This window comes from Bradyrhizobium sp. Leo114 (assembly GCF_055229415.2).
On record NZ_JBUYEN020000029.1, the window covers coordinates 75,392 to 97,589 of the forward strand.

Annotated in this window: 22 protein-coding genes and 1 pseudogene; 9 read left to right on the top strand and 14 right to left on the bottom strand. The window is 63.0% G+C overall.

Going from position 1 to position 22,198, the window contains the following annotated elements:
* Nucleotides 1-30 precede the first annotated feature (30 nt).
* The 3 genes from ACZIRK_RS29705 (at nt 31) to ACZIRK_RS29715 (ending at nt 2,514) form a co-directional block, all read left to right on the top strand.
* Entirely contained in the window at nt 31-396 is a 366-nt protein-coding gene (locus tag ACZIRK_RS29705; RefSeq protein WP_028165519.1) for a response regulator, read from the top strand.
* A gap of 85 nt (nt 397-481) precedes the next feature.
* Nucleotides 482-1,645 (top strand): protein-glutamate methylesterase/protein-glutamine glutaminase, encoded by a 1,164-nt coding sequence (locus tag ACZIRK_RS29710; protein ID WP_130228843.1) that lies wholly within the window; start codon nt 482-484, stop codon nt 1,643-1,645.
* Nucleotides 1,642-2,514: a CheR family methyltransferase gene (locus ACZIRK_RS29715; RefSeq protein WP_130228844.1), complete on the top strand. Its 873-nt coding sequence runs from the start codon at nt 1,642-1,644 to the stop codon at nt 2,512-2,514. The genes ACZIRK_RS29710 and ACZIRK_RS29715 overlap by 4 nt, the downstream gene beginning before the upstream one ends.
* Nucleotides 2,515-2,684: 170 nt before the next feature.
* Here the strand turns inward: ACZIRK_RS29715 and ACZIRK_RS29720 are convergent, their stop codons facing one another.
* From ACZIRK_RS29720 to ctrA, 6 genes and pseudogenes are all read right to left on the bottom strand, one after another.
* Nucleotides 2,685-3,842: a glutathionylspermidine synthase family protein gene (locus ACZIRK_RS29720; protein WP_130228845.1), complete on the bottom strand. Its 1,158-nt coding sequence runs from the start codon at nt 3,840-3,842 to the stop codon at nt 2,685-2,687.
* Between the two features lie 7 nt (nt 3,843-3,849).
* Nucleotides 3,850-4,077, bottom strand: a complete 228-nt coding sequence (locus ACZIRK_RS29725) for a hypothetical protein (protein ID WP_130228846.1) — start codon at nt 4,075-4,077, stop codon at nt 3,850-3,852.
* 115 nt (nt 4,078-4,192) lie between these two features.
* The gene (locus ACZIRK_RS29730) at nt 4,193-4,579 is read right to left on the bottom strand and encodes a hypothetical protein (protein ID WP_130228847.1); all 387 of its coding nucleotides are present in this window, start codon (nt 4,577-4,579) and stop codon (nt 4,193-4,195) included.
* A 2-nt stretch (nt 4,580-4,581) separates the two neighbouring features.
* Nucleotides 4,582-4,974 (bottom strand): annotated as a pseudogene (locus ACZIRK_RS29735) (DUF350 domain-containing protein); the annotation flags it as partial.
* Between the two features lie 137 nt (nt 4,975-5,111).
* Nucleotides 5,112-5,708 carry a DUF4126 domain-containing protein gene (locus ACZIRK_RS29740; RefSeq protein ID WP_130228849.1) on the bottom strand — a complete coding sequence of 199 codons (597 nt, stop codon included), beginning with the start codon at nt 5,706-5,708 and terminating at the stop codon, nt 5,112-5,114.
* Between the two features lie 181 nt (nt 5,709-5,889).
* Nucleotides 5,890-6,591, bottom strand: coding sequence for a response regulator transcription factor CtrA (gene ctrA, locus ACZIRK_RS29745; protein WP_016848562.1), 702 nt, complete (start codon nt 6,589-6,591; stop codon nt 5,890-5,892).
* Between the two features lie 369 nt (nt 6,592-6,960).
* Between ctrA and fliI the strand changes: the two genes are divergently transcribed.
* The 4 genes from fliI (at nt 6,961) to ACZIRK_RS29765 (ending at nt 10,453) form a co-directional block, all read left to right on the top strand.
* Nucleotides 6,961-8,286, top strand: coding sequence for a flagellar protein export ATPase FliI (gene fliI / locus ACZIRK_RS29750; RefSeq protein WP_028162101.1), 1,326 nt, complete (start codon nt 6,961-6,963; stop codon nt 8,284-8,286).
* Between the two features lie 108 nt (nt 8,287-8,394).
* Nucleotides 8,395-8,811 (top strand): flagellar export protein FliJ, encoded by a 417-nt coding sequence (fliJ, locus tag ACZIRK_RS29755; protein ID WP_028162102.1) that lies wholly within the window; start codon nt 8,395-8,397, stop codon nt 8,809-8,811.
* Nucleotides 8,812-8,989: 178 nt separating this feature from the next.
* Nucleotides 8,990-9,535, top strand: a complete 546-nt coding sequence (locus ACZIRK_RS29760; protein ID WP_130228850.1) for a sigma-70 family RNA polymerase sigma factor — start codon at nt 8,990-8,992, stop codon at nt 9,533-9,535.
* A gap of 18 nt (nt 9,536-9,553) precedes the next feature.
* A complete protein-coding gene (locus ACZIRK_RS29765; RefSeq protein ID WP_474418700.1) occupies nt 9,554-10,453 on the top strand; it encodes an anti-sigma factor in 900 nt (299 codons plus the stop codon).
* A gap of 128 nt (nt 10,454-10,581) precedes the next feature.
* On the opposite strand, the gene ACZIRK_RS29770 is transcribed toward ACZIRK_RS29765, so the two are convergent.
* Together ACZIRK_RS29770 and flhA are read right to left on the bottom strand one after the other, a co-directional pair.
* Nucleotides 10,582-10,776, bottom strand: a complete 195-nt coding sequence (locus ACZIRK_RS29770) for a hypothetical protein (protein WP_130228852.1) — start codon at nt 10,774-10,776, stop codon at nt 10,582-10,584.
* Nucleotides 10,777-11,086: 310 nt separating this feature from the next.
* Nucleotides 11,087-13,315: a flagellar biosynthesis protein FlhA gene (flhA, locus tag ACZIRK_RS29775; protein ID WP_130228853.1), complete on the bottom strand. Its 2,229-nt coding sequence runs from the start codon at nt 13,313-13,315 to the stop codon at nt 11,087-11,089.
* A 1,151-nt stretch (nt 13,316-14,466) separates the two neighbouring features.
* Between flhA and ACZIRK_RS29780 the strand changes: the two genes are divergently transcribed.
* Nucleotides 14,467-15,738, top strand: coding sequence for a cytochrome P450 (locus ACZIRK_RS29780; RefSeq protein ID WP_130227464.1), 1,272 nt, complete (start codon nt 14,467-14,469; stop codon nt 15,736-15,738).
* Between the two features lie 17 nt (nt 15,739-15,755).
* Here ACZIRK_RS29780 and ACZIRK_RS29785 read toward each other — a convergent pair whose 3' ends face one another.
* On the bottom strand, nt 15,756-17,354 hold the full coding sequence (locus ACZIRK_RS29785) for a GMC family oxidoreductase (protein WP_474418701.1): 1,599 nt from the start codon (nt 17,352-17,354) through the stop codon (nt 15,756-15,758).
* Between the two features lie 481 nt (nt 17,355-17,835).
* Between ACZIRK_RS29785 and ACZIRK_RS29790 the strand changes: the two genes are divergently transcribed.
* Nucleotides 17,836-17,988, top strand: a complete 153-nt coding sequence (locus tag ACZIRK_RS29790) for a hypothetical protein (RefSeq protein WP_165435332.1) — start codon at nt 17,836-17,838, stop codon at nt 17,986-17,988.
* A 74-nt stretch (nt 17,989-18,062) separates the two neighbouring features.
* Here the strand turns inward: ACZIRK_RS29790 and ACZIRK_RS29795 are convergent, their stop codons facing one another.
* The 5 genes from ACZIRK_RS29795 to ACZIRK_RS29815 all read right to left on the bottom strand — a co-directional run bounded on the left by ACZIRK_RS29795 (nt 18,063) and on the right by ACZIRK_RS29815 (nt 22,176).
* Nucleotides 18,063-18,785: a hypothetical protein gene (locus ACZIRK_RS29795; protein ID WP_245474835.1), complete on the bottom strand. Its 723-nt coding sequence runs from the start codon at nt 18,783-18,785 to the stop codon at nt 18,063-18,065.
* Entirely contained in the window at nt 18,782-20,161 is a 1,380-nt protein-coding gene (locus ACZIRK_RS29800; protein WP_130227463.1) for an ABC transporter permease, read from the bottom strand. The genes ACZIRK_RS29795 and ACZIRK_RS29800 overlap by 4 nt, the downstream gene beginning before the upstream one ends.
* Nucleotides 20,148-20,837 (bottom strand): ABC transporter ATP-binding protein, encoded by a 690-nt coding sequence (locus ACZIRK_RS29805; protein WP_245474834.1) that lies wholly within the window; start codon nt 20,835-20,837, stop codon nt 20,148-20,150. Before ACZIRK_RS29805 ends, ACZIRK_RS29800 begins: the two co-directional genes overlap by 14 nt.
* Before the next feature lie 94 nt (nt 20,838-20,931).
* Nucleotides 20,932-21,876 carry a DUF1259 domain-containing protein gene (locus ACZIRK_RS29810; protein WP_130227461.1) on the bottom strand — a complete coding sequence of 315 codons (945 nt, stop codon included), beginning with the start codon at nt 21,874-21,876 and terminating at the stop codon, nt 20,932-20,934.
* A 69-nt stretch (nt 21,877-21,945) separates the two neighbouring features.
* Nucleotides 21,946-22,176: a PepSY domain-containing protein gene (locus tag ACZIRK_RS29815; RefSeq protein WP_409334847.1), complete on the bottom strand. Its 231-nt coding sequence runs from the start codon at nt 22,174-22,176 to the stop codon at nt 21,946-21,948.
* Nucleotides 22,177-22,198 lie beyond the last annotated feature (22 nt).

The following is a 22,198-nucleotide window of genomic DNA, read 5'->3' on the forward strand; positions in this document are numbered from 1 at the left end:
CCTCGCGGGATGAGGAAGTAGAGGCCCAACATGAGAACCTGTCTTGTCGTCGATGACTCCAGCGTCATTCGCAAGGTCGCGCGTCGCATCCTGGAAGGCCTCGATTTTCAGATTGTCGAGGCCGAGGACGGCGAGAAGGCGCTGGAAGCCTGCAAGCGCGCCATGCCCGCCGCCGTGTTGCTCGATTGGAACATGCCGGTGATGGATGGCTACGAATTCCTCGGCAATCTGCGCCGGATGCCCGGCGGCGATCAGCCCAAGGTGGTGTTCTGCACCACCGAGAACGACGTCGCGCATATCGCCCGCGCGCTGCATGCCGGCGCCAACGAATACATCATGAAGCCGTTCGACCGGGACATCGTTACCGCGAAGTTCCAGGAGGTCGGCCTGATCTGAGTGTCGTGTTCGATCCGGCGGCTGAAAGCCATCGGCATGGGAGCATGATCCGGAGAAGGCCTGCCGTTGAGCCGTTGGTGAATTGATGAGTGTTGCGTTGACAAATGCCCCGTCCCGGACTTCGACGCGGGAGGAGCCGTTGCGGGTGATGGTGGTCGACGACTCCGTCGTCATCCGCGGCATGATCTCGCGCTGGATCGGCGCGGAATCCGACATGGAGGTGACGGCCTCATTCCGCACCGGTCTCGACGCCGTCAACCAGCTCGAGCGCGTCAATCCCGATGTCGCCGTGCTCGACATCGAAATGCCGGAGCTCGACGGCATCTCGGCGCTGCCGAAGCTGCTGGCCAAGAAGCGTGATCTCGTCATCATCATGGCCTCGACGCTGACCCGTCGCAACGCGGAGATCAGCCTGAAGGCGCTGTCGCTCGGCGCGGCCGACTACATCCCCAAGCCGGAAAGTACGCGCGAGGCCGGCGCCGCAGAAACCTTCCGGCACGACCTGATCCAGAAGATCCGCCATCTCGGTGCCAAGGTGCGCCGGCGCGCGACACCCGTCGCCGCAAGCCCGGCATTGGCGCCGGTGCAGGACAAGGCGCGCGAAGCCGCGACCCGCCCGGCGACTTCGCAGCAGGCATTGGTGCGCCGCCCCTTCGGCATGCTGGCGCCGAAGGTGCTGTTGATCGGCTCGTCGACCGGTGGTCCGCAGGCGCTGATGGCGCTGGTCGCCGAGATCGGACCGGTGATCGACCGCTTTCCGGTGCTGATCACCCAGCACATGCCGCCGACCTTCACGACGATCCTGGCCGAGCATCTCGCGCGTGCCAGCCGCCGGCCGGCGCATGAGGCTGTTGACGGCGAGATCGTCAAGGCCGGCCAGATCTATCTGGCGCCGGGCGGCCGCCATATGCGCGTTGCGCGCCGCGGCGCCGAGATCGCGATCGCACTCGATGACGGACCGCCGGTGAATTTCTGCAAGCCTGCGGTTGATCCCATGTTCATGTCCGCGATCGATGTCTGGCAGGGCGGCATCATGTCGGTGATCCTGACCGGCATGGGGTCGGACGGCATGCGCGGCGGCAAGGATATCGTGGCCGCCGGCGGCAGCGTGATTGCGCAGGACGAGGCGACCAGTGTCGTGTGGGGCATGCCGGGCGCGGCGGCGAATGCGGGGATCTGCGCGGCCGTGCTACCGCTCAAGGAGATCGGACCGAAGCTTAACCGGTTGTTTGCGGGAGATCGTTCGTGACGCCGATGGATTATGATTATCTGCGCAAGCTCCTGAAGGAGCGGTCCGGCCTCGACCTGTCGTCCGACAAGCAATATCTGGTCGAGAGCCGCCTGGTGCCGCTTGCGCGCAAATCGGGATTATCAGGCATTCCGGAGCTGGTCCAGAAGATGAAGGGCGCTAGCGCCGAGGCGCTGACATCGGAAGTGGTCGAGGCGATGACCACCAACGAGACGTTCTTTTTCCGCGACAAGATTCCGTTCGACCATTTGAAGCAGGCGGTGCTGCCGGCGCTGATCCAGGCGCGGGCCGCGCGGCGTTCGCTGCGCATCTGGTGCGCGGCGTCGTCCACCGGGCAGGAGCCTTACTCGATCGCGATGTGTCTGAAGGAAATGGGCGCGGCGCTCGCGGGCTGGCGGCTCGAGATCGTCGCGACCGACCTGTCGCAGGCAGTCCTGGAAAAATCCAAGGCCGGCATCTTCAGCCAGTTCGAGGTGCAGCGCGGCCTGCCGATCCAGTTCCTGGTGAAATACTTCACCCAGATCGGCGAGTTCTGGCAGCTCAATGCCGATATCCGCGCCATGGTGCAGCATCGCCAGCTCAACCTGCTGCAGGACTTCTCCCATCTCGGCACGTTCGATGTGATCTTCTGCCGAAACGTGCTGATCTATTTCGATCAGGAGACGAAGACGGATATCTTCGCGCGGCTTGCAAAAATGCTCGAGCCCGACGGCGTGCTGGCGCTGGGGGCGGCCGAGTCCGTGGTTGGTATCAGCAGCGTCTTCAAGCCCTATCCGGACCGCCGCGGTCTCTATTGCCTGGGCACCGCGCCGGTCGCGCGCACCGGCGCGCCGATCGGGCTCAAGGCTGTCGCTTCCGCGGCGCGATAGAGTTAAGCGGCGACACCCAACCCTACAACTCCGTCGCCCGTGATCGTCATTGCGAGCGCAGCGAAGCAATCCATCTCACCACTTGCGGAGGCATGGATTGCTTCGCGGAGCCTGTCATCGGGCGCGCGTTCGCGCGACCCGTTGGCTCTCAATGACGCAGGGACCGCCCCTCAAAGGATCGCGTGGGGCAAAAAGCGCGACGTGTTCCCCGTGATCGGATTCTCGTCCTCGCGGATCGATAGCCCGCATGGGGTGTGATCGATCAACCAGCTCCCGATCACCGGATATTGGCCTGCGAAATTCGGCAGCGGCGCCGGCGCCTGGCGGATGAAGCCTTCGGCGCCGTAGGGCCCCTCCTGCTCGATCAGCGTGGTGCCGGCGCTGACAAGCGCGACATTGGCGCCCTCGCGCGAATAGATCGGCTTGCGGACGAACGAGCTGCCGAGCGTTTGCGCGTTCGGATCATCCTCGAAATAGGCCGGCAGCAGATTGGGATGGTTCGGAAACATCTCCCACAGCAGCGGCAGGATGCCTTTGTTGGACAGGATTGCCTTCCACGGCGGCTCGATCCAGCGCGTCGGCGCGCTCGCGAGCCTGGTGCCGAAGGTGTCGTGAAACATCCATTCCCAAGGATAGAGCTTGAATGCGAGCTCGATTGCGCGGTTATCGAGGTCGACAAAGCGGCCGTCCTCGGTAAGGCCGATGCCCTCGATATCGAGCAGCGTGGTCGCAAGGCCGGCCTGCGAGGCGGTGTCCTCCAGATAGGCCAGCGTTGCGGCGTCCTCGGCATTGCCGGTCATGCCGGCAAGATGCAGGTGCTCGCCGGATGCCAATTTCTTCCAGGCGTCGATCAACCGCTCGTGGATCGAATTGTACTGGTCGGATCGCTTCGGGATGATGTTGCGCTCGATCGCCTGCTCGAGCCAGGTCCATTGGAACACCGCCGCCTCGAAGATCGAGGTCGGCGTGTCGGCATTGTACTCCAGCAGCTTGGCCGGTCCGCGCCCGTCGAAGCTGAGATCGAGCCGGCCATAGAGGCTTCCGTCGTCGCGGCGCCAGCTTTCCGCAATCAGCGGCCAGAACGCTTCCGGGATCTTCAATCGGCGTAGATATTTTTCATCTTCGGTGGCGCGGCCGACGAGTTCGAGGCACATCGCGTCGATCTCGCCGGTCGGCTCCTCGATCCCGCGCTCGATCTCGTCCAGCGCGAAGGCGTAATAGGCGCGTTCGTCCCAATAGCGTTCGCCGCCTATGGTGTGGAAACTGAAGCCGGCGCGCTCGGCGGTCGCCGGCCAGTCGTCACGTTCCGAACAAGGAATGCGCCGCATGCGGATATCAGCTTCCGCCATACGAAGGGTCGAATTCAACGTCACCACGGGCGTTGAAGCGGCGTGGCGTCCCGCCGAAGCCGCCATAGACCGCGCGGCAACTGGGTTTGCCGCCGGGGCCGGGTGCGGCCGTGTTGCCGGGGCCGCAATCAGTGCGCGGTACCAGCCCCATCGAGGCGGCGCCGACCGCAACGCTTCCCATCAGTTTCAGGACGACCCGGCGCGAGCGTTTCATGACGGCAGTCCCGTTCTTCCGCCATTTGCGGTGTGGCACCAGTCTCCAACAGCGGCCGATGCCAAGGCAAGCAAAAGCAGTCATTTCACGGTGATGTGCGAAGGGTACGCTTCTCTCAACCACCGGAAAAGCCGAAGGCGTGCGCGAACGAACCGAAGCCGCCGCGGCTGACATGGTTCGATCCGGAGTCGGATGTGCCTGAGGCGGAGTGGCTCGAGGAGGAGCCGCTGCTGGAGTAGCGCGAGCCGCCGCTGGAGCCGTGGCTGGAGGAGGACGATCCGCGCTGCCGGCATTCGGTGTCGCCCTGCGAAAACGACGGCGCGGCGCCGTTCGGCGGGCGCTCGCAGTTCTCGCTCGGCATCAGCAAATAGGCGGTGCCGCCGACCGCGAGCGTGCCCATCAGGATCAGGACGATCTCGGCCGAACGTTTGGTCGGTGGGCGCGGCGGCACAGGGGCCGACTTTCGCGTTCCGAACTCCTTGGGTGGTGGAAGGCTTGTCATGGTCAGTAGATCATCGAAGCGGCGTTGAGGGCGCCGGCGGCGAGCGAGGAAAGCCCGAGCCAGATCGCGGGTGCGAGTTCGCCGTCTGCGATCCGTCCCGACAGGTTCGGCACGGGGACCTTGACGATGAAATAGACGATGATCTGGACGATCAGCGCGACCACGCTCCAGATCAGGCAATCGATGACATTGGCCGAGTGCGCGATCGCGCTCACCACCGGCAGCACGAAGCCGCACAGGCTGAGGCCCAGCGCGATCGCTGCTGCCGTATTGTTCTCGCGGATAAGCTCGAATTCGTTGTGCGCGGTGACGCGGGTATAGACGAAGAGGTAGGCCATGACGGCGACGAGCGCCGTGCAGAAATAGACCAAGAAAGCCGGAAGCCCGGCAAGCGTGCAGGATCATTCAACGCGCCGTTTCATCCTTTGGGCGCGGCGATGCAAAAACCAAATCTGACCTTAGCAATCGCGCCCCCGATTCGCCCGACAACAGAATTGCACGAGCGATTGGTCGGCGCATGACGATGGTGGGTTCAATCCCCGCTTATGGGTTCGTTTGGCCGATGCGATCCCCGAGTCGAGCCCCGAAGCAGGCGGAATGCGAGCCAGAAAAACAGGATGACCAGCGCGAGCGCGGCGAGCGGCGCGGCCAGGGCCAGAAGTGCCATCAGCGAGGCGCTCCCGAGTTCGGCCGTCGCGACGGCCGGATTCCCAAGGCCGCCGGTGAAGACGGATGATTTTGCCCGGAGTATCGCGGTCAAACCTTGCGTGATGCCGGCAACGCCGCCTCCCGCGATAATGGCCGCCGTCCATTTCACCATCGGCGGCAAGTCGGTCATGACAGCGGCGGAAACGATTGTCCCCGCGACGACAGCAGCGGGCGTCGCCACCGTATCGAGCAGGTTGTCCACACCGGGAATGTAGAACGCGGCGATCTCGGCTATCGCCGCGGTGCCAAGCATGATGATCGCGGCAGGTGTGCCGAGCCATGCAAAGCCCTCATTCAGATTCGCGTGTCCGGTGTAGGCGGCCACGCTCAGGGCCAGCAGCGGCAGGAACAGCCGGAAGCCGGTTGCGGCGGCCAAGCCGATGCCAAGCCCAACCGACAGTGCCAGATCGAAGTTCGACATGTGCCGCAAACTCCATCAGCCCAGTTCGGCTGATCGTAACAGCTTTTGCGAAGTTTCGATTGGCCCCGCCAGGTTGAGGGTCGCCATGGCGAACAATATTACCGACCAGTTTGAGGCTGGCGCAAAACAGAAACCCCGCCGTTTCGGCGGGGTTTTCGTCGGAGCAGCGAGATCGGGGCGATTAGGCCGGGATGCGTTCGTCCGCCTCATGCGGCTCGCGCAGCACGTAGCCGCGGCCCCATACGGTCTCGATGAAGTTGCGGCCTTCGGAGGCGTTGGCGAGCTTCTTGCGCAGCTTGCAGATGAAGACGTCGATGATCTTCAATTCCGGCTCGTCCATGCCGCCATAGAGATGGTTCAGGAACATTTCCTTGGTCAACGTGGTGCCCTTGCGCAGCGAGAGCAGCTCCAGCATCTGATATTCCTTGCCGGTCAGATGCACGCGCTGGCCGCCGACTTCCACCGTCTTGGTGTCGAGATTAACCACGAGGTCGCCGGTCTGGATGACGGACTGGGCATGGCCCTTGGAGCGGCGCACGATGGCGTGGATACGCGCGACCAGCTCGTCCTTGTGGAAGGGTTTGGTCATGTAGTCGTCGGCGCCGACGCCGAGACCCTTGACCTTGTCCTCGATGCCGGCGAGGCCGGAGAGGATCAGAATGGGGGTTTTGATCTTGGAGACCCGGAGCTGCTTCAGCACGTCGTAGCCGGACATGTCGGGCAGGTTCAGGTCGAGAAGGATAATGTCGTAGTCATAGAGTTTGCCGAGATCGACGCCTTCTTCTCCGAGGTCCGTCGTATAGACGTTGAAACTCTCGGATTTGAGCATCAATTCGATCGACTGCGCGACGGCGCTGTCATCTTCTATCAGCAAAACGCGCATGCCAGTCCCCTTTAGTCGCCGCTCCTGGGCGTCAGGTCGGCCGCACTTGCGGCACTCACAAAACGCCTTTGCACAACTGATTCGGATCCTGACGAGACATGGTTAACAAAAACTGATTCCCATCCGCAAGGTCCGCGGTGCAATTTTTTTCGAATCGCCCTAAGATCTTGCGCAGAAGCAGCTTTTCTCATCCGTTCTCGTTCAAGCTCCACTTTAAGAGGCCGGACTAACCGACTCTTGCGACTCGCCCTTCTTCTGAACAGGCAAGCGACCTCAGTCACCCAAAGACAGTGACGCAATGATTAATGATGCGGGTAAACACGAAGTTAAGCGGATGCGGAGAAATCGGCGAAACTTAAGGTTTTCGCAATGAAAGCGCTCGCGGAACAGATCGGCGACATCGACGGCGTCAATATTTATGGCCGCGTGGTCGGCGTCCGCGGGCTCATGGTTGAGATCGCCGGCCCCATCCATGCGATGTCGGTCGGCGCCCGCATCGTGATCGACGTTGGCGGCAATCGCTTCATCCCGGCGGAGGTCATCGGCTTCTCCGGCAGCAACGCGGTGGTGATGCCGTTCGGTGGTCTCGAAGGCGTCAGGCGTGGCTGCCGTGCTGTCATCGCCAACGCCGCCGGCTTCGTGCGGCCGTCGGCGGCCTGGCTCGGCCGCGTCGTCAACGCGATGGGCGAGCCGATCGACGGCAAGGGTCCGCTGCCGCAGGGCGCCTCTCCCGTTCCCTTCCGCAACGCACCGCCGCCGGCGCATTCGCGCAAGCGGGTCGGCAGCCCGCTCGATCTCGGCATCCGCGCGCTCAACACGTTCCTGACCTGCTGCCGCGGCCAGCGGCTCGGCATCTTCGCCGGCTCCGGCGTCGGCAAGTCGGTGCTGCTCTCGATGCTGGCGCGCAACGTCGATGCCGACATCTCGGTGATCGGGCTGATCGGCGAACGCGGCCGCGAGGTGCAGGAATTCCTCCAGGAAGACCTCGGCGAGGAGGGCCTCGCGCGCTCGGTGGTCGTGGTCGCGACCTCCGACGAGCCGGCCTTGATGCGGCGGCAGGCCGCTTACCTCACGCTCGCGATCGCGGAGTATTTTCGCGATGAGGACAAGGAGGTGCTGTGCCTGATGGATTCGGTGACGCGCTTTGCCATGGCGCAGCGCGAGATCGGGCTGTCCGCCGGCGAGCCGCCGACCGCCAAGGGCTATACGCCGACGGTGTTCACCGAACTGCCGAAGCTTCTGGAGCGGGCAGGGCCGGGGACCGGGGTCGGTGCCATCACCGCGATCTTCACGGTGCTGGTCGATGGTGACGACCACAATGAGCCGATCGCCGATGCCGTGCGCGGCATCCTCGATGGTCACATCGTGATGCAGCGCTCGATCGCCGAGCGCGGGCGCTATCCTGCGATCAACATCCTCAAATCGGTCTCCCGCACGATGCCGCGCTCGGCCGACCCGGCATTTCTCCCCGTTATCACCAGGGCGCGTCAGGTGATGGCGACGTACGCCGATATGGAGGAGTTGATCCGGCTCGGCGCCTACCGGGCCGGTTCCAGCCCGGAAGTGGACGAGGCAATCCGCCTGCACGAGCCTTTGGAGGCCTTCCTGCGCCAGGGCAAGGGCGAGTCTGTCAGTTTGGCCGACGGCTATCGGCAACTGGCGCAAATCCTCTCGAATTTGGAAACGGAACGCTAACTTTGTCGGGCCATCATCCGCGGCATGTCATTAGCTGCGCCGGCGGGGTCCAGGGGGAGCCGGCCTTGTCCCGCGTTCGAAATCGGGACTTCTGGGGAGTATGAGTCGATGAAGTCACGTGACACGCTGATCCGCCTGAAGAAATTTCAGGTCGACGAGAAGCGCCGCAGGGTCACCCAGATCGAAGGCATGATCGCCGATTTCCATCGCATGTCGGTGGAGCTTGAACGCGAGATCCAGGTCGAGCAGGAGCGAGCCGGGATCAACGATCCCGCTCACTTTGCCTATCCGACCTATGCCAAGGCTGCGATCCAGCGCCGCGAAAACCTCACCCGCTCCGCTGACGAGCTGCGCATCCAGCTCGAGGAGGCCAAGGCGCAGCTTGGGGAAGCCTTCGAGGAACTCAAGAAGGTCGAGCTCCTGGACGAACGCGACCAGGCCCGCGAGCGCGCTGAAGAGAGCGCCCGGGAGCAGGCCGACATGGACTCGATCGGCTTGATGCGGGCGCGTCTCGGCGTTGCCTGAATCCTGAACCTCTCCACATTGGATGGGAACCGAACCCGGGCTGCGAGGCCCGGGTTTTGCTTTGGAAAGGTCCCGAATCCATCGGCTGGTGGACCGCGGCCTGCCGAACTATGCTACGAAGGGATAGGATTAATTCCCGGCATCAGGCGAACAGGGATCGCGATTTGGGGGATGCTGAATGCTGACGCCGGCTGAACTGGTCTGGCTGATCGCTGCCGTTGCGAAGGGGGATGAGGCCGCTTTCGAGCGATTGTACGTGGCCACGCGGGCGAAACTCTTCGGCGTCGTCCTGCGTATCTTGCGGCGACAGGATCTTGCCGAGGAAATCATTCAGGATACTTACGTCAAGATCTGGAACAGCGCGGGACAATTCGACCCGGCGCTGGCGTCGCCGATCACCTGGATGGCATCCATTGCCCGCAACCGCGCCATCGACATGGTCCGCAAGAAGAGCGAAATCTCGCTGGAGGAAGAGCCTGCGGCGATGGAGGTCGCGGCCGAGACGCCCGATCCGCTGGCGCGACGCGAGATGACGGAGGAACTGCGCCGCTTATTGGAATGCGTCGGCCGTCTGGAGCCGGACCGGCAGAAGCTCGTGCTGCTTGCCTATTACAACGGCTGGAGCCGCGAGCAGCTCGCCGTCAAATTCGAGACGCCGGTGAACACGGTGAAGACATGGCTGCGCCGCAGCCTGCTGGAGATCAGGGAGTGTCTTGGGGTTTGAGAGCCCCGATATCGTGTGATGGCTCATAACGAGGACCATATCGCGCTCGCCGCCGAGTATGCGCTCGGCTCGCTCGATGCGGAGGAGCGCGCGCAGGTCGAGACCATGATGGCGATGGACAAGGAGTTCACCGCCCTCGTGCAGGCCTGGGAATTCAGGCTCGGCCCGCTCAACCAGATGGTGGGCCTGGTCGAGCCGCGGCCGATCGTGTGGGAGAACATCAAGAGCGTGATCGCGCAATCCTCCGCACCGCAAGCGCCCTTGGCCCTGCCGCCGGAAGCCCCGTCACCTTCGCCCCCGCCGGTGGAGCCGAGAGTCGTCGCGGAGGCGCCCGTTCAGCAGGCACCGCTCGTCGATGACGGTCGGGTCGTCCAGCTCACAAGCCGGCTCAGACGCTGGCGCGGCGTGGCGTCGGCGGTGAGCACGATTGCTGCTGCGCTCCTGGTGGTGCTGGGGCTTCAGGTCTACCGGCCCGATGCCCTGCCTGACGCCATCCGTCCGAAGCCCCGCACAGAGATTGTGGAGGTCAAGACACCGCCCCCGCCGCCCTCGGGACAATTTGTCGCCGTGCTGCAGCAGGACGGCAACTCCCCAGCCTTCATCCTGACCGTCGATGCCGCCACCAGGAAATTCACGGTGCGCCGGGTCGGCGCGCCGCCGGAGCCCGGCAAGAGCTTCGAGCTGTGGCTGATCTCGGACAAGCTGCCGCAGCCGCGCTCGCTCGGCGTGATCGGCGCTGATGATTTCACCGAGCGCCCGGTGCTGTCGTCCATCGATGCCGCCACGATCAATGATGCGACCTACGCAGTCACCGTCGAGCCGGAGGGGGGGTCGCCGACGGGCATGCCGACCTCGGCACCGATCTTCTCCGGCAGGCTGATCGAGAGCGTGCCGCCGGGAACCGCTGATTCAAAATAAAAAGAAAACGCCCGTGGGGAGCGGGCGTTTTCGATAGTCAACTTGGGGGTAGTTGGGGGTCTTAATATCCACGTGGCCTTTGGGGGGCTGTAAAGAACCACGTGAATTCCGTAAATTCCTCTCCTGCTCTAGCGTACGAGCGAATTGTTCGATGAGGTGATGGCCACCGGCTTGCCGGCCTTCATCACCCGCGCGGTCTGGTACTCGTCCACGCCGTTGCGCGCCATGATGCCAAGGCCGGCCACAACCACACCCGCTACGAGTGCAACGACCACAATCTTCAGATGGGTCGTCCGATCCGCGCTGTAGATCGAGTGGTTCATGGAAGTCTCCTGCCGCCTTCCCTGTCGCTTACTTTTTGTCGGTCGCCTCTTCCGACAGGTTCAACATCCTTGCGCCCTTCCAACATAGGAATCGCGGATTCCGTTCCGTAGAGGCGATCACAAGCCCGTGAACAGACGTGATCCGACGCGATTGAAATCCGCGCTGGCGGGGATATTGTTCAGTTATTGCAATGCGTTAGATCGAGAGCGGGGCGCGGCGACGATAAGCTGTTGAAATTAAGCCATTTTCTACAAACAAGTTGCATGTGACGAAAATGCTGCGTCGCTTTGCAACTGATTTGCGCGCCGGTCACACGCTCCCGACGGTCTTCAAGCGTGCCCGCGGATGGATTTCCGCCTGCGACAAAACGGTCGTCTGCGAGCGGAAGCGTTCAACCAGCGAGCGAACGAAGGGCCGGATCGCGGCCGAGGTCACCAGCACCGGCGCTTCGCCTTCGCGCGCGGCCTGCTCGAAGGCGTTGCGGGTCGCGGTCATGAATTCCGACAATTTGGACGGCTGCATCGCAAGGCTCCTGTCCTCGCCCGTGCCCACGATCGATTCCGCGAACGCCTGCTCCCAGCGCGCCGACAGCGCGATCAGCGGCAGGTAGCCGTTGTAGGAAGTGTTCTGCGCGCAGATCTGCCGCGCCAGGCGGGCGCGGACATGCTCGACCATGGTCGCCGGATTGCGCGAGAAGGCGAGCGCGTCGGCAATGCCTTCGAGGATGGTCGAGAGGTCGCGGATTGAGACGCGCTCGGCCAGCAGCAGTTGCAGCACGCGCTGGATGCCGGAGATCGTGACCTGGCTCGGCACGATATCCTTGATCAGTTCGCCCTGTTCCTTCGGCAGTTCCTTGAGCAGCTTCTGCACCTCGCCGTAGGACAACAGGTCCGACATGTTGTTCTTGAGCAGCTCGGTCAGGTGCGTCGACAGCACGGTGGCGGCATCGACCACGGTGTAGCCCTTCAGCGAGGCCTCTTCCTTCAGCGCGGCGTCGACCCAGGTCGCAGGCAGACCAAACGTCGGCTCGACGGTATGGATGCCGGGGATCGCGACCTGGTTGCCGCCGGGGTCCATCACCATGAACTGGTTCGGCCAGATCCGCCCCGTGCCGGCATCGACCTCCTTGATCTTGATGACATAGGTGTTGGCCTCGAGCTGGACGTTGTCGAGGATGCGCACCGCCGGCATCACAAAGCCCATCTCGACCGCGAGCGAGCGGCGCAGCGCCTTGATCTGCTCGGTCAATCGGTCGGTGCCGTCGGGGCCGTTGACGAGCGGCAGCAGCGCATAGCCGAGCTCGATCTTGAGGTCGTCGATCTTTAGCGCGCTCGAGATCGGCTCCTCGGCGGCTGCTGCGGCTGCCGCTGCCGCAGCAGTAGGGGCGGCCGCAGCGGCGGCCTGGACGGCCTTGGCGGCATGCTTCTGCTTGCGCGCGGTCCAGGCCAGCGCGGCGGCGCCGGAGCCCAGCGCCAGGAACGGGATCATCGGAATGCCCGGCAGCAGCGACAGCACGATCATGACGCCGGCCGACATGCCGAGCGCCTGAGGATAGCCCGAGAGCTGTTTCATCAGCGCCTTGTCGGCGGCGCCGGAGACGCCGGCCTTCGAGACCAGGAGGCCCGCGGCGGTCGAGACGATCAGCGCCGGGACCTGCGTCACCAGGCCGTCGCCGACGGTCAGCACCGTGTAGGTGCGCGCGGCTTCGGCAAAGCCGAGGCCCTGCTGGGCGACGCCGATGATGATGCCGCCGACGACGTTGATGAACACCACGAGCAGGCCGGCGATCGCGTCGCCACGGACGAATTTCGAGGCACCGTCCATGGCGCCGAAGAAGCCGCTTTCGTCTTCCAGCTCCTTGCGCCGTTCCTTGGCGACCTTCTCGTCGATCAGGCCGGCGGAGAGGTCGGCGTCGATGGCCATCTGCTTGCCCGGCATCGAATCCAAATGGAAGCGTGCCGCGACTTCGGCGATGCGGCCCGAACCCTTGGTGATGACGACGAAGTTGACGATGACCAGGATCGCGAACACGATGATCCCGATCACGAAATTGCCGCCCATCACGAAATTGCCGAAGGCCTCGATGACGTGGCCGGCGGCTGCCGTGCCCTCATGCCCGCGCGACAGGATCAACCGGGTCGAGGCCAGGTTGAGCGACAGCCGCAGCATGGTCGAGATCAACAGGATGGTCGGGAATGAGGAGAATTCCAGTGGCGCCTGGATGAACAGCGCGGTCATCAGGATCAGGACCGACAGCGTGATCGAGATCGCCAGGAACAGGTCGAGCACGATCGCGGGCAACGGCAGGATCAGCACCACCAGAATGGTGAGGATGCCGAACGCCAGCGCGATGTCGCCGCGCTTCAGGATATTGGTGATGTCGGCCAGGGAGAAGCCGCCGGATGCCGTGCCCTGACCCGCCGTCACGTCGACCATGGTAGCCCGATCCCCCCGCGCCTGCCGGGCGCGGCCGCCAAATGTCTGCGCGGCGGCTTGCGGGCCGCCGCTCCGAAAGTGAGGCACCGCGCTGGCGTCCACGGGGGATCCCCTCCCGTCATCCGCGACCGACGACACTCGACTTCACCCGGCAATTTTTGCCCAGCGTATGGTTAGTAAAGGGTTAACGGCACTGTCCTTTCGGGAGGCTTGCCCACCCTACGGCGTCGCCGCGAGTTCTGATTCAAGATGTCAAACAGCTCTCCGCTGTCATCGTCCGGGGTTGACCGGACGATCCAGTATTCCAGAGGCAGCAGTGCTTGAGCCGAGTGGCCGCCGGATACGATGCCCCGCCTTCGCGGGGGCATGACGGTGGAGTTGGGGAGAGATGTGAGTTCGCGTTCTCGCGGTGCGTTGCGCCCGAGCTTTGCGTCTCGTTTCACCCTCTCATCAATCAGAGGGCGCAGGGAAAGCCGGGTGCTGGTTGCACCCGTGGGTCCCGTGCAACAAAAAGCACGGGGGTAGGACCACAGGTTCAACCGAAGCATTCCGGCTTTCCCTGCGCGATGGTTTTACAGCTTACTTCGTGCTCTCCCTGGTGACCGGGCTTTCTTGCCACCATCGCTGTGTTCAACGAACAAAACTTAGCGCCAGCGTCGGGGCGCCAGGACCACACGACTTCGCCGTCCGCTGATGTTGCGTTCGTCTTTCGCAACACCCGCGTCCACCGCATCTCACCGCAACGTTCGTGACGATCGCGACCCGCCCCTCATCTGCCGTGAGACGCGCGGAGTTAAATCACTGATTTGCCCGACGGCGGAAGCGGAATGTTTTTCGCTACAGGGCTGGACGGGGCAAATCAGGTTGAAATCGCAGGTGAATTTTTCTTCGTCATTCCGGGGCGATGCGACAGCGTCGAGCTATGATGTGCAATTGCACATCAGAGAATCCATTTCTCCGCTCGTGCATGCGGCTAGATGGATTCCGGGCTCGCGCTGCGCGCACCCCGGAATGACGGAGAGTGAGGCGCGCGGCCTATCTTGAGACGCCGCTTGCAACGGCTCGCCGGGATTGGGCGAAGCCGAAGCAGCATCGAGCCATGACGCGTAATTGCGCGTCAGCGAATTGCATCACGAAAACCGGCGCACGGGCCGAGATGCAGACAAACGGATTTGATTCGTGCCCATCAAGCACTCCGCAGAAGATCAGACGCTCCGCACAAGAAAAAGGAAAGGACCGACGAGGAGCCGGCCATGCACAGGACACTCGATCCCACTCAAGACAGCCGATACGACAGGGCCCGAGAGCGGGCTCTCTCCCTGCCGCTGGAAGAGCTCGATCCCGCAGATCCCGAGCTGTTCCGCTCCAACACCCATTGGCCCTATTTCGATCGGCTGCGCAAGGAAGATCCGGTCCACTACACCAGCGACAGCATGTTCGGCCCGTATTGGTCCATCACCAGATACGAGGACATCATCGATGTTGAAGCTAATCATGCGGTGTTCTCCTCGGCCTCGGCGCTTGGCGGCATCACCCTGGTCGACGTGACACCCGACCTGCGCCGCGAGAGCTTCATCAGCATGGATCCTCCGCGCCATGCCGCTCAGCGCAAGACGATAGCTCCAGTATTCACGTCAACACATCTCGAACAGTTGGCAATCGGCATCCGTGAGCGCTCTGTCGAATGCTTCGACAATCTGCCGACCAGTGAGGTGTTCGACTGGGTCGGCCGGGTCTCGATCGAGCTGACCACGCAGATGCTGGCCGTCCTGTTTGATTTTCCCTTCGAGGATCGCCGAAAGCTGACGCGCTGGTCTGATCTGGCAACGACCATTCCGGGCCCCGGAGGAGTCGTTGCAACCGAGGACGAGCGGCAGGCTGAACTTGAAGAATGCGCGCGATATTTCAGCCGGCTCTGGGACGCGCGCATCAACCAGCCGCCGAAAAGCGATCTGTTGTCGCTGATGGCGCACAGCCCGGCCGCACGCGATGTGGATCCGAAAAATTTCCTCGGTAATCTGCTGCTTTTGATCGTCGGCGGGAACGAGACTACTCGCAATACCTTGTCGGGCAGCATCTATGCGGTCAACCGGCATTGGGATCAGTATCAGAAGCTCAGGAAGAGCCCTGCCCTGATCGATAGTTTCGTGCAGGAGGTGATCCGCTGGCAGACGCCAGTTGCCCATATGCGGCGGACGGCACTTTCCGACATCGAGTTCCGCGGCAAGCGGATCAGGAAGGGCGATAAAGTCGCGATGTGGTATGTCTCGGGCAACCGCGACGAAGAGGTCATCGAGAAGCCTTACGAGTTCATCATCGATCGGGAGCGACCGCGCCAGCATCTGTCGTTCGGCTTTGGTATTCACCGTTGCGTCGGGCTTAGGCTCGCCGAGCTGCAGCTCAAGATCATCTGGGAAGAAATCCTGAAGCGTTTCGAGCGTATAGAAGTGGTCGACGAACCGAGGCGAGTGTATTCGAATTTCGTCAATGGCTACGAGACCCTGCCTGTTCGGATTGCCAGATAGCGAACACCGGAGTCCGCTCATGGCCCGAGGCGGTGAGTGGCTTTCAGGAACTCGCCAGCACGCTCGCCGATGACAACGCATGGGGCCATGGTATTGCCGGTCGTCACCCGCGGCAGGACCGATCCGTCGGCGATCCGCAAATGATCGAGGCCGTAAACGCGCAAGTCGTGGTCGACCACCGACATGGCATCGCGCCCCATCTTGGCAGTGCAGGTTTGGTGCGAGTGGCTGACCGTCGCATTACGGATGAACGTTTCCAGCCCGGAATCGTCGACCGGTCCCGGCACGAGTTCTCTTTTCATGAAAGGTCGCAAGGCCGGTGAATTGCCGATAGCCCTGCAGAACTCGACACAGGTCTTCAGCGCCTTCAGATCGGCGGGATCGTCGAGGCAGTTTGCATCGATCTCGACTGGGTCGTCTGGATTGGGTCCGGTCAGTCGGAGGCAGCCCCGGCTGGCGGTGCGCAGTACCGCATTTGTCAGTGACCAACTATCGGGCGGCAGCGGATCCTTGGCGGCCTGCGGACTGGCATAGGGTGCCTCGACTATGAGCGTCTGCAGGTCCGGCACCTCGAGCGCGGAGTCACTGCGCCAAAGTGCGGTCGCTTCCGTCAAATTGTTGCGGCGTTCAATAGGCCCACACGACTCCCAGACGCATGGTGCCATGAAGTGATCCTGGAAGTTCTGACCAACGCCGGGCAGATGCTGGACAAGAGGAATGCCGAAGCGTTTCAGCTCGGCCTCATCGCCGATACCGGACTGCATGAGCAGCTTGGGCGTGTGAATGGCGCCCAGCGACAGCACGACTTCGCCAGCACCGATGCGACGCATCTTGCCCTCATACGCGACCTCCACGCCGGTCACTCGCTTGCCGGCCAACGTTAGACGAGTGACGAGTGCGCCTGTCAGGACCGTGAGATTTGAACGATCCATGATAGGAGAGACATAGGAACGGAAGATGGATTGCCGTCGGCCATCACGGACGCACAGGTTGGTGAGGGCGGCGCCACCATGGCCCTCCATCATCACGCCGTTCTGGTCATCGAACGTCCGAACGCCGACGGTGGCAAAGGCCTCGATCATCGCGGCGGCGAGAGGATGCGGATCAGGCGCCGGTTGCACGAAGACCATCCCCCCGGAGCCGCGGCGGGCTGCATCCGGTGCGCCGTGCCAGTCCTCGATGCGCCGATAGATCTGCAGCACGGATTGATAGTTCCAGCCGTCATCACCGGCTTCCGCCGCGAAGCCATCCCAATCCGCTTTGTGGCCGCGCGACCAAACCATCACGTTGATACTGGATCCGCCACCGAGCACCTTGCCCATGGACATGGGAATGGCGCGATCGTTCAGCCGAGGATTTGGCATCGCGTTGAAGGACCAGTCGTGTTCGCCACGGCGAAGGGCGGGCCAACGCGACGCGCTCATGATGTCCGGCACGTCATCGCTGCCGCCGGCTTCGAGCAGGAGAACGCTGACGTCGGCATTTTCCGCCAAACGCCGCGCCACTACTGAACCCGATGACCCCGACCCGCAAATGATGAAGTCATAGTGGGACTTCAACTCAGCTCTCAGTTTCTGCTGATTGGCCTCAACACGAGCGGCAAGGTCGTCGGCCATGATCTTCCTCTTGCACGATCGCCATCATGGGACGGCGCTTGACTGATATTCCTCGGCGAATTCTATCAGGAGTCCGAAGCGCCGCTGTTATCGATGAGCGGCATCACCGAAGTGTGTCCCGCCCAGGCAAAGGTTACAGCCGCAACACTTGGCGTCTGAGGACGCGAGAATCACGGGGTGGGTTGGTCGAGCCACACGCATCGTAACTTCCACGCGTGAGAGTGATGGCGTAACGCACGGGGCAGAGGCGCAACGGATGGCGGATTACGTTTTTTGGCTGTACTCGTTGAAGCAACGGAGAACGGGACGCTGGATCATGAACCGATTAGACGGAATCGGATCATGATCTCATCTTTGTTCAAGCATGAGTTCCGTGCAAACGGTTTCCGTTTGTCGGATGCGGAGCGCTCGCCGCTTTAACAAGTTGTAAACTTCTCCCGATCAATTTGACGGACTTCGCCCACATAGCAAGGAGCTCCAAATGTTGCGCCGCGAGCGTAAAGAGTTGGAACAAAAGCTTGCGCAAACCCGAAGGCTGGCACAGGAACCGACCGATCTGTTTACGCGCGAACGGTTGGCGCAGCTTATCGAGGACTTGGAGTTTCGGTTGGAGGCCGGTCGCGTCGCCGCCTAGGCTCGCGTATCGGAGCGCGATCTTCGGTCCGCAGATGATGCGCTCATCGGTGGCGAAAGCGTTTACCGTATTTCTCAGTCGGCTGCCGTGACGATGTAGTCGGCGAATTGTACGTGGCTATCGGCCTTTGACCACAGGCCGACGCGACCCGAGACGGGCTGCGCCAATGTGTGCTCGAGATAGAGCTTGCCATCGAGATAGCCCTCGACCTTTGTACCGATGATGCGAACCTTGAGGTCGTGCCATTGGCGCGTGGCGGTCGGCGTGTTGCGCACCCATTTGACCGACGAGCGCTTGCCGTTCTCGAACTTCCAGAGCACGAGGTTGTTTTCCAGACAATTGGCGCGGACGGTCAGGTAGTTGCCGTTCGGCTTCAGGTTGAACAGGATTCCGGCACCCTGATCGATGCGGCCGGACAATCCCTGGAAGCGCACGGTGATCTCGCCGTTGGTGAAGTTTTCGATGTTGGGCGCGATCACGTAGGGGAAGTAGGCATAGGCCTGGACCCGATCGAGGAATTCGGCGTAGCGCTCGCCATACAGCGCGCGCGCCTTGTCGGCGATCCCGGCAGACGATTGTCCCTCCTTCCACTGCCGGCCGTCCACCGCAAGCACCTTCTTGCCGCTATCGCTCTCGATGTGCCAGATGCCGACGACCGGCACGAGCGATTTCGGCTCTGTGCCCACGGTTTCGTCGACAAAGTCGATTTTTGTCGGCTGCCCGGCGAGTGCCGGCAGCGCCAGCGCTGCGAGAACCATCGCAGCAGCGATGGCCTTGATGCTTCCTCCTGCGGTCATGATTGGGCTCCTTTGCAGGTGAACAGGGATTTGGCCGGCGGGCGCCGGCTCCACCACCAGGCGCCCGCGATCAACAGCGGTAGTCCGCCGACGAACCAGAAGAGTGCAGCATCTGCCGTGGCGACCAGCGGATAGCCCGGATATTCGTCACTGGGTGCGGGCGCGGGCGGTTGCTTGCCGGCGAGGGCATACAGCAGCGGCAGGACTTCGCGCGGACTGGTCGAGCGGCTGACATCCGATCGGGCGCCGTATGAGTATTCGATTTCGCCATAAGCATCATTGGCCGGTTGGCTGGCGGCATCGCGATGGCTGCCGGCGACAATGATCGAGACGTTCGGCATCGCGCGATCGAGCTTTGCCAGCACGTTGCGTTGCAGATCGGCGTAGCGTGGATCCTCGGGGGCGAGATTCACCTTGATGATCAGAGGCAGTTGGAGCGTGGCGAGCAGCCGCTGATCGGCAGCCGGGAAGGAGTTTCGCCGGTCCTCGGTGACATCGACCGATTGCCTGATCTGCGTCGCCAGACCGAGCGCCAGCAAGATGGCGAGCACGCATGGGACAGAACGCATGCACTTGGTTTGCGTTGGGACGCCGGGCGGCAACCAGATGGACGCGAGGGCGGACAGGGCTGCGATTGCGCCGGTCACGCCGAGCACCAGCCCGGCGGAGAGCAAGCCTTGTTCGAACGGGCGCAGCGCCTGCGTCAGTGATAGTTGCGCGACAAAGGCCGCGAGGCCGGAATGGCCGGCGAGGGTGAAGTCGAGCACCCATGATCCGATCGTCACTGCCAGCGCGATGATGGCTGAAGTGGCCGCGCTATCGGCAATGGTCGCGGCGAATAATGCAATCGCGGCCACGAGCAGGCCGTAGAGCAGATGGCCGAACAAGAGATTCACGGTCTCGGACGCCGCAAGATGCCCGCCCATCATCGCCCAGATCGCGAGTGCTGAAAGGGCGGGAATGCTTACCAGAATCCAGGCCGCGAGCACGGCGGCGAGCTTGGCAAGAATGAGCGTCGAGGATCGATAGGGCAACTGGACCAACAGGCGCAGCGCGCCCGATTCCTTTTCCTGGCCCAGCGCGCGGATCGCCACGAATGGGAACAGCAGCGTGACCGCGACGTAGAACGCGCCGAATGTCGGCACCAGGACGCCGTCGAGCGGCGACAGGCTTGCCGCCAGTACCGGAGATTGCTGCGCCGACGCGCTCGCTTCGCCATAGAGCGAGACGGCTTGAACGAAGCTGTAGCCGATCAATGGACAGACCAGGAGAAGCATCGTCCAGAGCGCCCGGCCGCAGACAATCTCGGCCAATTCCTTTGCAAGCAGCGGAGCAAGCGGCGCCTCGCGAGCGCGATGTGGTTCAGGTGAGCGCAAGAAAAATCTCCTCCAGCGAGCCGTTCGCCAGCGCGGTTATCGCGCGCAATTCGCCGAGAGTGCCGATACCGCGTACCTTTCCTCCGGCGAGCAGCAGAAAGCGGTCGCAGGCACGCTCGGCATCCGCGAGCTGGTGGATGGCGAGGATGAAGGTGCGTCCACGCGCCGCCTCCTGGCGGATCACGTCGATGATGGTGCGCGTCTGCCTGATGTCGAAGCCATCGAACGGTTCGTCCATCACCAGCACGTCATGCGGTGTCAGCAGACCGAGCCCGAGCAGCAGCCGGCGGTTGTAGCCCTTGGACAGCGCATGCACGCGCTTGCCGAGGGCCGGCGTCAATCCGACGGCAGCGATCGTTGCGGCCGTCTGCGCTGCCGTTCGCTTGTGGACCCGCGCAAAGAAAGTCATGACGTCGATCGCGAACCGGTCCTGATAGGGCCGTATGCCATCGGGCAGATAGAACAGCGCTTCCTTTCTCCGCGGTGGGGGCAATTCCTCGCCGCACCAGAAAACAGTGCCTTGCTCCGTCGCGAGCAAGCCCACAAGCGATTCCAGCAAGGTCGTCTTCCCGGCCCCGTTCGGACCGACAATGCCAAGGATTTCACCGGCCGCGACGGAAAATGAGACATGCGCGACCGCCGCCTCCTGGCCGTACCGCTTAACGAGGTCTTCCACGCGAAGGAACTCGCGGGACGTATCGTGAGCAGTAGCAGCCGCGGAGATCATGGACCCGGCCCAATCGCGGCGGGCGTACCCATGGGCGGCCCTCTCACTTCTGCGCCACCGCCGTTTTATCGAGCGCGGCGCGGATGCCGCGGGCGAGCTTTTGCGCGTCGTCGTTGGCCCAGAAATGGATGAAGAACATCCGCGGCTGCTCGTCGAGCATGTGGCTGTGGATCGCGGTCACCTCGATGTCGCCGGCGCGCAGGGCTCGGATCAGCGGATTGACCTCGTCGCCGGTGACGAGGAAGTCGCCCGTGATGGCGGCTTTGCCGCCGCCGGTCGGCTGGAAGTTGATGCCGTTGGCACCGCCCATCGCGGGGGTGACCGTCATGCCTGCTTCGGTCGCCGGCTCGCGGCGCGGGATCGTGAACTGATCGACGCCGCCGGTGACGTTCCCTTTGGCGTGCATGATCTCGTCGAGCTTCGCGGTGTCGAGGTCGACGGTGGGGGCAGGGCCGGCGGTGGTCGCCGGCGGCTCGAACGGCGTCTTGCTGCCGGTCGTCAGCGCCTCGTGGATCGCGCTAGCCAGCTTCACCGGATCGCCATGTCCGGCGACATGCATGTAGAACGTTGCCGGCGAGGCGCGCAGGATGTGGTTGTGGACCGCCGTGATGTCCAGTCCGCTGTTCAAGAGCTTCGTCATGACTGGCGTGATCTCGGATTCGAGCAGGACGAGATCGCCCATCACCATCGCCTGACCATCCATGGGAGTGAAGGCCACCCAGCCGCCGAGCGCGAGCGCGGGCTTGATCGTCACGCCGTCGAGCGTGACATGCAGATCGGACCGCGGCAGGCCATAGCGATGGGCCTCTCCGCTGACGGTAGCGGTCTTGCCGAGCGCTGTGTCCACCTTTTTCCAATCGATCGACTGCGCGTGAGCTTCCGAGATGAACGGCTCCGCAAAGATGTTCCAATCGACGGACTGCGCCGATGCGAGGCTCGGTAACAGCAAGGCCGCGGCGATGGCGGCAAAACGAGGTTTCATGGTCATGGGGATTGGCTCCTCTTGTTGGCGTTCCTGTAGTCGAGATGCTTGTGCTTGCGACCGCGGCGCGCGGCCCTACCGCCGTTCCTTGATTTGACCGCTGCTGTCGACGACGATCTGGACCTCCTTGCCGTCTTTGACGGCCTTCACGACGATGCCTTCGGCGGTCGATTTCATCTCACCGACCTGCGAGTAGCCGGCCGACTCGAGCTTCGCGACGAGTTCCTGTTGCGTCAGGGCATAGGCAGGCGACAGCACGCCCGCCATCGTCAGGCAAAGGGCTGCGCCAGAGATCAGTCGCATCATGGTCCTTGCTCCCAGCTTGTGC